Below are 9,140 nucleotides of genomic sequence, written 5' to 3'. Positions count from 1 at the left end.
ATCGTCCAGCGGCTGGTCGAAGGCCTCGCGCTGGACCAGCATCAGTGCGTCGATCGCCGCCTCGTCGTCCGGCACCAGCAGCCGGGCCGGCCCACTGGCGTCGGCTTCGCGGTCGGGGCGCCAGGTGTCGCGGTGCAGCAGCATCAGCGGCGCTTCCATCTCGCGCTCATAGCCCATGGCGTAGAGCGTCGGGGACAGGGCCGGGTGCAGCTCGCGGAAGAACTCGATGCGGAAGCGCCGGCCGGCGGCGTCGAAGGCCTGCTGCAGCTCGGCCACCGCCGGGCGCCAGTCCGCCGCCGGGGTGACCGGCACGGCGAAGCTCTGGATCGGATCGTCGCTGGCGTCGGAGACGAACAGCGCGAAGGGGCCGATATCGGCGCGCTGCCGGCCCTCGGTCGCCGCGGCGAGGGTATTGGGGACCAGGCGCTGCAGCAGCGCCCGGTTCACCGCCGGCCCCCGATCATGGCCGGCGGGTCACGACAGGGCGGGGAGCAGGCGGTCCATCGCGGTCTGCAGCCGCTCGACCGACCCGGCGAAGCACAGCCGCAGATGGCCCTCGCCGCCGGGCCCGAAGGCCGAGCCGGGGGCCAGGCCGACATTGGCCTCGTGCAGCAGGCGCAGCGCCAGGGCTCGGCTGTCCGGCTCGCCCTCGACCCGGAAGAACAGATAGAAGGCGCCGTCCGGGCGGGTCAGCCGGACCCGCGGCGATTCGGACAGCCGGCCGATCACCAGGTCGCGCGCGGCGCGGCAGCGGTTCACCTGGCTCTGGATGAAAGGCTCTCCTTGTTCGATGGCGGCGACCGCGCCGTGCTGCAGGAAGGTCGGCACGCCCGAGGTGTTGAACTGCTGCAGGTTCTCATACACCTGCCCCAGCTCCTCCGACGCCACCACCCAGCCGATGCGCCAACCGGTCATCGCCCAGTTCTTGGAGAAGGTGTTGACCACCACCAGCCGGTCCTCCGGCGCGGCGATCGCCAGGAAGGACGGCGCCGTCGGCCGGTCATAGACGAAGCGGGCATAGACCTCGTCGGCGACGATCCAGATGCCGCGGGCGCGGCAGAACTCCAGGATCGCCTTCTGCTCCTCGGCGGTCAGGGTCCAGCCGGTCGGGTTGCCCGGGCTGTTCAGGAACAGGGCGCGGGTGCGCGGGCCGCAGGCGGCGAACAGCCGATCCAGGTCCAGCCGCCAGCGGCCGTTCTCGACCCCGATGGGCACCGGCACGGTGCGGCCGCCGGCGATCTCGACGGCGCTGAAGATGTTCGGCCAGACCGGGACCGGCATGACCACCTCGTCGCCGGCCGAGACCAGGGCCTGCATGGTCATCATGATCGCCTGCATGCCGCCGACGGTCACATAGATCCGGCCCGCGGACACGGCGGCGCCGGCGACCCGGCCGACATAGCCGGCCAGGGCCTCACGCAGCGGCGGGATACCGCGCTGCCAGGTGTAGAAGGTCTGACCCTCGGCCAGGGCCCGGTTCGCCGCCTCGCCGATGAAGGCCGGCGTCGGCTGGTCACCCTCGCCGACCCACAGCGGGATCAGGTCGGGCTTGCCGCGCCCGGCATTGACCACCTCGACGATGCCGCTCTCCGGCAGCCGCGCGATGTCGGGCCGGATGCCGCCCAGAAGACCCGCCGCCATATGTCCGTCCACGCTGACCTCTCCCCGTCTGTGCGGCGGAGGGTAGCAAGACGGGGCGGCGGGCGTCATGCGCGGCCCGCGCATGGGCGTCGCGCGATGCAAGCGGGCGGCGAGGGAGCGGCAGGTCGATTTCCATGGAACCGATCGAGGCGCACGCCGTTAGGAAGCCTGAGGCCCCAACGGCGCTGGTTCGTGAGCGGCTTCGGTCGCCCGTCAGCGGCGGGCCTCGGCGGTTCCGGCGGATCCCTCCCCGCCGCAGCCGTGCGATGCAGGACCCCGTGACCGGATCCCCCCTCCGGGTCACGGGCGGCGGCGGGGTATTATGGCCCCGCCGCCGGCCTGCTTCTCGACCCAGCTCTCAGTGCAGGCTGAATTCGGCGGCGCAGTTCCGCAGTTCGCTCGGCTTGATCAGGCCGGTGGAGGCGAGCCGCACCGAATGCAGCCGGCCTTCGATGTTGTGGCTCCAGAAATCCAGGAACCGGTGCAGCTCCGGATAGCGCGGCGCCAGGTCCAGCTTCTGCCAGACGAAGCTCTGCAGCAGGTCCGGATGGTCGGGCAGATGGTACAGGATCTCCGCCGTGGTCAGGCGGTAGCCCTGCAGCTGACGTTCCAGATCGGTCATTCCTTCGCCATCCCTTCGCGCATGGCCGGCTTCAGTGCCCGGTCTATGAAGGAAATGTGATGTGGATTTCCGGTTCGCACAAGGGTATATGTAAGAAAATCAATATCTTAGCAGCAGTCCGGCAGGAGTGCTGCCAGACCGGCTGCGCCCGCTCAGGCAAACAGGTCGCGGTGGTCGCGCTGCACCGTCGGAAGGGCCCGCAGGATCTCCGACAGATGGGCCCGCAGCGCCGCCTCGGCGCCGTCCGGGTCGCGCCGGTCGATCGCCGCCAGGATCAGGCGGTGCTGCTCGATCAGCCCGGGAAGGGACGAGGCCGAGGGCAGCGTCAGGTGGCAGACGCGGTCCATATGCGCCTTCAGGTCCTCGATCACGGTCCAGGCCGACGGGCAGCCGGCGCCTTCGGCGATCGCGGCGTGGAAGGCCTCGTCGGCGCGCTGGAACTCGTAATGCTCGCCGGCCGCGGCCGCCAGTTCCTGCGCCTCGAGATGGAAGTCGATGCGGGTGCGCACCCGGGCGTCGAACCGCTCGCAGGCCCGCCGCACCACAGCGCTCTCCAGCGATTCGCGGACGAAGCGTGCCTCGAGCATCCGCTCGACCGAGATCTTGACCACGAAGGTGCCGCGCCGCGGCAGCACCTCGACCAGGCCGGAGCGGGCGAGGGCGATGAACGCCTCGCGCACCGGCTGCCGCGACACGCCGTAGCGGACGGCGATCTCCTGCTCCGACAGCGGCGCGCCGGGCTTCATCGCCAGCGTGACGATGGCCTTGCGGATCTCCAGCTCGATCAGCCGGGCGATGCTGGTGGTCTGGTCGAGGAGGTCGAGGGGCGCCATGCGCTCAGGCTCGCAAGGGATATTGCGTCAGGTCAAGTACCATACTAGGCTTCCTCTTACCATACCAGACGCGGACCTGATCATACCAGGCCGCCACAGGGGAGGCGTTCGTGAAATCCATTGCGGCATTGGTCCTGGGGGCGGCGCTGGCGCTGGCCGCCCTTCCGGCGGCGGCGCAGACGCTGCGGTCGGCCGACATTCATCCCGACGGCTATCCGACGGTCGAGGCGGTCAAGTATCTCGGCGATCTGATGGACCAGCGCACCGGCGGCCGGATCAAGATCCAGGTGTTCAACAACGCCCAGCTCGGCGCCGAGAAGGACACGATCGAGCAGACCCGGTTCGGCGTGATCGACATGAACCGGGTGAACACGGCCCCGTTCAACAACCTGGTGCCGGAGACGCAGGTGCTGGGCCTGCCCTTCCTGTTCCGCTCGGTCGACCACATGCACAGGGTGCTGGACGGCCCGATCGGCGACGAGATCCTGAAGGCGTTCGAGCCGCACGGCCTGGTCGGGCTGGCGTTCTATGATTCCGGCGCGCGGTCCTTCTACACCACCAAGACGGCGATCCATTCGATCGAGGACATGAAGGGGCTCAAGCTCCGGGTCCAGCAATCCGATCTGTGGATCGCGATGATGCAGGCCCTTGGCGCCAATCCGACGCCGATGGCCTTCGGCGAGGTCTATTCGGCGCTGGAGACCGGCGTTGTCGACGGCGCCGAGAACAACTGGCCCTCCTACGAATCCTCGCGCCATTTCGAGGTGGCGAAGCACCTCTCGCTGACCGAGCACTCGCTGGCGCCCGAGGTGCTGGTGATCTCCAAGATCTCCTGGGACAGGCTGTCGCCCGACGACCAGGCGACGCTGCGCCAGGCGGCCAAGGACTCGGTGGTCAAGATGCGCGAGCTGTGGACCGCCCGCGAGAAGGCGTCGGAGGAGAAGGTGCGGGCCGCAGGCGCCGAGATCATCACCGTCGACAAGGCGGCCTTCATCGCCGCGATGGGGCCGGTCTACGACAAGTTCGTCACCAGCCCCGAGATGAAGTCGCTGGTCGAGCGCATCCGCGCGGTGCAGTGACGCCGTGACACCCGGCCGGTCCCGTCCTTGGCGGGGCCGGCCCTTTCTTATGGGAGATCGGCCGGAATGGCCTCCGTCCTGACCCTGACGCGCCGCACCCTCGGCGTCCTGTCCACCGGGGCCCTGTGGCTGGCCGGCTTCGGCATGCTGGCGATGACCGTCACCGTGGGCTGGCAGGTCTTCGCCCGCTATATCCTGAACGACTCGCCGAGCTGGGCCGAGCCCCTGACGCTGCAGCTGATGGGCTGGTTCATCCTGCTCGGCGCCGCGGTCGGCGTGCGCGAGAGCTTCCATCTCGGGCTCGACCTGCTGCAGCAGGTGCTTCCGGCGGGGCTGAACCGGGTGCTGGAGGCGGTGAACCTGCTGCTGATCCTCGGCTTCGGCATCGCCATGGTCTGGTACTCGGTCGAGCTCGCGGTCGGCACCTGGACCGCGACCATCCCGGTGCTGGACCTGCCGGGCGGCTTCGACTTCATCCCCCTGATCATCGGCGGCGCGCTGATCGCGCTGTTCGCCGCCGAGCGGTTGTTCGAACAGATGGCCGGCGTCGAGCACGAGGCGGCGGTCGAAGGCGTGCAGGAGCTGGCGTAATGGAGCTGTGGATCCTGTTCGGCGGCTTCACGCTGCTGATGTTCATGGGCATGCCGATCGCCTTCTGCCTCGGCATCTCCTCGTTGGCCACGGTGCTGTATATGGGCCTGCCGCCGGTGGTGGTGTTCCAGCAGATCAACTCCGGCATGAACGCCTTCGCCATGATGGCGATCCCGTTCTTCATCTTCGCCGGCGACCTGATGATCCGTGGCGGCATCGCGGTGCGGCTGATCCGCTTCGCCGCCAGTCTGGTCGGCCACATGCGCGGGGGGCTGGGCCAGGTCAACGTCGTCGCCTCGACCCTGTTCGGCGGTATCTCCGGTTCGGCCGTCGCCGACGCCTCGGCGATCGGCGGGCTGATGATCCCGCAGATGGCCGCGCGGGGATATGCGCGGGACTATGCCGTCAACGTCACCGCCAATTCGGCGATCATCGCGCTGATGATCCCGCCGTCGAACAATATGATCCTCTATTCGATCGCGGCGGGCGGAAACGTCTCGATCGCCGACCTGTTCACTGCCGGCATCATCCCCGGCATCCTGCTGGCCGCCGCCCTGATGGTCGCCGCCTATGTCGTGGCCCGACGGCGCGGCTATCCCGCCGATCCGTTCCCGGGGCTGCGCGCCGTCGGCCGCTACCTGGTGCTGGCGGCGCCGGGCATCCTGCTGATCGGCATCATCTTCGGCGGCGTCCGCTCCGGCGTCTTCACCGCCACCGAAAGCTCCTGCATCGCGGTGATCTACGCCTTCCTGGTGGCGCTGCTGGTCTATCGCGAGCTCGACTGGCGCGGTTTCGTCGAGGCGGTGCAGGGCGCGGTGCGCACCACCGCCATGGTGCTGCTGGTGATCGGCACCGCCGGCGCCTTCGGCTGGCTGATGGCGCTGCTGCAGGTGCAGACCGCGACCGTGCACGCGATCAACGCCATCTCCAGCGACCCGCTGACGGTGCTGCTGCTGATCAATGTCGCGCTGCTGATTCTCGGCACCTTCATGGACATGGCGCCGATGATCATCATCTGCACCCCGGTGCTGCTGCCGGTGGTGAAGGCCTTCGGCATCGACCCGGTGCATTTCGGCGTGATCTTGATTCTGAACGCCGGGATCGGCCTGAACACGCCGCCGGTGGGGTCGGTGCTGTTCGTCAGCTGCGCCGTCGGCAGGATCACGATCCGCGAGGCGATGCGCACGATCTGGCCCTTCTTCGGCGCCTCGATCGCGGTGCTGCTGGCCGTGACCTACATCCCCGCCCTGTCGCTGTGGCTACCCGCGGCCTTCCGCTAGGAAAGAGAATCTTCGCGCGGCTCTTGACCGGTTTTCCCGCTCCCCTTAAATGCGTAGCACTCGCCGGCCGAGAGTGCTAACGACGGCCGGGTAGGCCCGTAACGCAGATCTCTAAACAGAGAGAGTGGGAGAGCGAACGATGCAATTCCGTCCCCTGCACGACCGTGTGCTGGTGCGCCGCATCGAGCAGAACGAGAAGACCGCCGGCGGGATCATCATCCCGGACACCGCCAAGGAGAAGCCCCAGGAGGGCGAGGTGATCTCGGTCGGCGCGGGCATCCGCGACGAGGCCGGCAAGCTGCAGCCGCTGGACGTCAAGGCCGGCGACCGCATCCTGTTCGGCAAGTGGTCCGGCACCGAGGTCAAGCTCGACGGTCAGGATCTCCTGATCATGAAGGAGAGCGACATCCTCGGCATCATCACCGTGAAGAAGTCGGCCAAGGCGGCCTGATCCGCCCCGTCGCCTTCACCGGAATCCCGTTAGACAAGGAATCAAGAGATGGCTGCGAAGGACGTTAAGTTCTCGCTCGACGCCCGCTCCCGCATGCTGCGCGGCGTCGACATCCTGGCCGATGCGGTCAAGGTCACCCTGGGCCCGAAGGGCCGCAACGTCGTGATCGACAAGTCGTTCGGCGCGCCGCGGATCACCAAGGACGGCGTCACCGTCGCCAAGGAGATCGAGCTCGCCGACAAGTTCGAGAACATGGGCGCGCAGATGGTGCGCGAGGTCGCGTCGAAGACCAACGACCTGGCCGGTGACGGCACCACCACCGCGACCGTTCTGGCCCAGTCGATCGTCCGCGAGGGCGTCAAGGCGGTGGCCGCCGGCCTGAACCCGATGGACCTGAAGCGCGGCATCGACAAGGCCGTCGAGGCCGTCGTCGCTGACCTCAAGACCCGGTCGAAGGTCATCAAGACCAACGCCGAGGTCGCTCAGGTCGGCACCATCTCCGCCAATGGCGAGCGCGACATCGGTGAGATGATCGCCAAGGCCATGGAGAAGGTCGGCAACGAGGGCGTGATCACGGTGGAGGAGGCCAAGAGCCTCGACACCGAGCTCGAAGTCGTCGAGGGCATGCAGTTCGACCGCGGCTACCTGTCGCCGTACTTCATCACCAATGCCGAGAAGATGGTTGCGGACCTCGAGGCTCCGTACATCCTCCTGCATGAGAAGAAGCTGTCGAACCTGCAGGCCATGCTGCCGGTGCTCGAGGCGGTCGTGCAGTCGGGCAAGCCGCTGCTGATCATCGCCGAGGACGTCGAGGGCGAGGCCCTGGCCACCCTCGTGGTCAACAAGCTGCGCGGCGGCCTGAAGGTCGCGGCGGTCAAGGCCCCGGGCTTCGGCGATCGCCGCAAGGCGATGCTCGAGGACATGGCCATCCTGACCGGCGGCCAGGTGATCTCCGAGGATCTCGGCATCAAGCTCGAGAGCGTCACGCTCGACATGCTGGGCCGGGCCAAGAAGGTCCTGATCGCCAAGGAAGAGACCACGATCGTCGACGGCGCCGGCGCCAAGAAGGAGATCGAGGGCCGCTGCAACCAGATCCGCGCGCAGATCGAGGAGACCTCCTCGGACTACGACCGCGAGAAGCTGCAGGAGCGTCTGGCCAAGCTGGCGGGCGGCGTCGCGGTGATCCGCGTCGGCGGCGCCACCGAGGTCGAGGTGAAGGAGCGCAAGGATCGCGTTGACGACGCGATGCACGCGACCCGCGCCGCGGTCGAGGAAGGCGTGGTCCCGGGCGGCGGCACCGCCCTGCTGTATGCCTCGAAGGCGCTGGACAAGGTCAAGCCGGACAACGACGACGAGCGTGTCGGCATCGACATCATCCGTCGCGCCCTGCAGGCCCCGGTCCGTCAGATCGTCACCAACGCGGGCGGCGACGCCTCGATCGTTGTCGGCAAGCTGCAGGACAAGAACGACAAGAACTGGGGCTACAACGCCCAGACCAGCGAGTATGGCGACCTGATCAAGGCCGGCGTCATCGACCCGACCAAGGTCGTCCGCGCGGCCCTGCAGAACGCATCGTCGGTGGCCAGCCTGCTGATCACCACCGAGGCGATGGTCGCCGAGCATGTCGAGAAGAAGGCTGCCGCTGCGGCCCCGGCCGGCGGCATGGGCGGCATGGGTGGCATGGGCGACATGGACTTCTGATCTCACGATCGGATTGTTCCAAAGTCGAATTGTGGAGGGGCGCTCTTCGGGGCGCCCCTTTTTTGCCATATCGACCGGCGATGCAAGGACTCGTGGGGCCAGTGCAGTCTTTCGATTGCCGGGCCGAGTACCGGCAACTAAATGATCTGCAACGGCTCCGGGCACGACCGCCCGGCCGTCGGAGACGGAAGGGAAGTTCGAGATGACCGCCAGCCACAAGAGTGTGCCCAACCCTCGCGGGCCGATTGCCCGCGCCGCCTTGGCGTTCGCCTCGATCCTGGTGCTCGCCGCCTGCGTGCCGGCGGGGACGCAGCAGACCGCCAGCCTGCCGGCGCCGGAGCAGCCGGCGCCGCCGCCCCCGTCCCCCTTCGTCCAGGCGATGCGCGACGCCGGAGTCAACGTCGCCATTCCGGCCCGTGGCAAGTTCATCCTGGTCAACATCCCGTCCTATGAGCTGATCGCCTTCCAGGACGGCGCCCCGGTGATCCGCAGCAAGGTGGTGGTCGGCGCCGCGGGGACATCGACGCCCGAACTGCTGTCGAACATGTACGCCATCAAGTACAACCCGGACTGGACGCCGACGCCGTCGATCGTCCGCAACGAGGCCAGCGTCTACATCCCGTCCGGGCCGCGCAGCCCGCTCGGCCGGCTGAAGCTCGAGCTCGACAACGACCAGGCGATCTATCTGCACGACACGCCGCAGAAGAGCTATTTCGGCCGCGAGAAGCGGGCGCTGAGCCATGGCTGCGTCCGCGTGCAGCAGGTGCGGGAGCTGGCGGCCTGGGCCGACGGCGTCAGCGTCGACGAGATCGACCAGCGGATCCGCACCGGCCGCATGTACACCGAGCGGCTGGCGGAGGAGATCCCGGTCTATATCGGCTACTACACCCGTTTCCCGGACCAGTTCGGCCAGCCGGTGAACGTATCCGGACGTCTACGCCA

General features: G+C 68.1%; 10 protein-coding genes. 6 read left to right on the top strand and 4 right to left on the bottom strand.

The genetic code is table 11. The features are described from left to right. The 4 genes from P409_RS17725 to P409_RS17710 form a co-directional block, all read right to left on the bottom strand. Positions 1-447: hypothetical protein (locus P409_RS17725; RefSeq protein ID WP_034840402.1), on the bottom strand; the 447-nt coding region annotated here is incomplete at its 3' end. 27 nt (positions 448-474) lie between these two features. Continuing rightward, a complete protein-coding gene (locus P409_RS17720; protein ID WP_034840398.1) occupies positions 475-1,641 on the bottom strand; it encodes a pyridoxal phosphate-dependent aminotransferase in 1,167 nt (388 codons plus the stop codon). Positions 1,642-1,999: 358 nt separating this feature from the next. Further along, the gene (locus P409_RS17715; protein WP_034840394.1) at positions 2,000-2,263 is read right to left on the bottom strand and encodes an usg protein; all 264 of its coding nucleotides are present in this window, start codon (positions 2,261-2,263) and stop codon (positions 2,000-2,002) included. Positions 2,264-2,415: 152 nt separating this feature from the next. Continuing rightward, positions 2,416-3,096 (bottom strand): GntR family transcriptional regulator, encoded by a 681-nt coding sequence (locus P409_RS17710; RefSeq protein ID WP_034840391.1) that lies wholly within the window; start codon positions 3,094-3,096, stop codon positions 2,416-2,418. Positions 3,097-3,206: 110 nt separating this feature from the next. On the opposite strand from P409_RS17710, the gene P409_RS17705 reads away from it, so the two are divergent. From P409_RS17705 to P409_RS17680, 6 genes are all read left to right on the top strand, one after another. Beyond that, on the top strand, positions 3,207-4,175 hold the full coding sequence (locus P409_RS17705; protein ID WP_034840388.1) for a TRAP transporter substrate-binding protein: 969 nt from the start codon (positions 3,207-3,209) through the stop codon (positions 4,173-4,175). A gap of 66 nt (positions 4,176-4,241) precedes the next feature. Further along, positions 4,242-4,766: a TRAP transporter small permease gene (locus tag P409_RS17700; RefSeq protein ID WP_034840385.1), complete on the top strand. Its 525-nt coding sequence runs from the start codon at positions 4,242-4,244 to the stop codon at positions 4,764-4,766. Continuing rightward, positions 4,766-6,046 carry a TRAP transporter large permease gene (locus tag P409_RS17695; protein WP_034840382.1) on the top strand — a complete coding sequence of 427 codons (1,281 nt, stop codon included), beginning with the start codon at positions 4,766-4,768 and terminating at the stop codon, positions 6,044-6,046. Before P409_RS17700 ends, P409_RS17695 begins: the two co-directional genes overlap by 1 nt. 139 nt (positions 6,047-6,185) lie before the next feature. Beyond that, entirely contained in the window at positions 6,186-6,497 is a 312-nt protein-coding gene (gene groES, locus P409_RS17690; protein ID WP_034840379.1) for a co-chaperone GroES, read from the top strand. Positions 6,498-6,545: 48 nt separating this feature from the next. Then, on the top strand, positions 6,546-8,198 hold the full coding sequence (gene groL, locus P409_RS17685) for a chaperonin GroEL (protein ID WP_034840376.1): 1,653 nt from the start codon (positions 6,546-6,548) through the stop codon (positions 8,196-8,198). A 202-nt stretch (positions 8,199-8,400) separates the two neighbouring features. Further along, positions 8,401-9,140, top strand: a 740-nt coding sequence (locus P409_RS17680; protein ID WP_034840373.1) for a L,D-transpeptidase family protein, incomplete at its 3' end; no start/stop codon positions are given.

The sequence above is a fragment of the Inquilinus limosus MP06 genome (assembly GCF_000767795.1).
Lineage (GTDB): Bacteria > Pseudomonadota > Alphaproteobacteria > DSM-16000 > Inquilinaceae > Inquilinus > Inquilinus limosus_E.
Note: the sequence above shows the minus strand (reverse complement) of the source record. Positions and strands in the feature narration are given on the sequence as shown.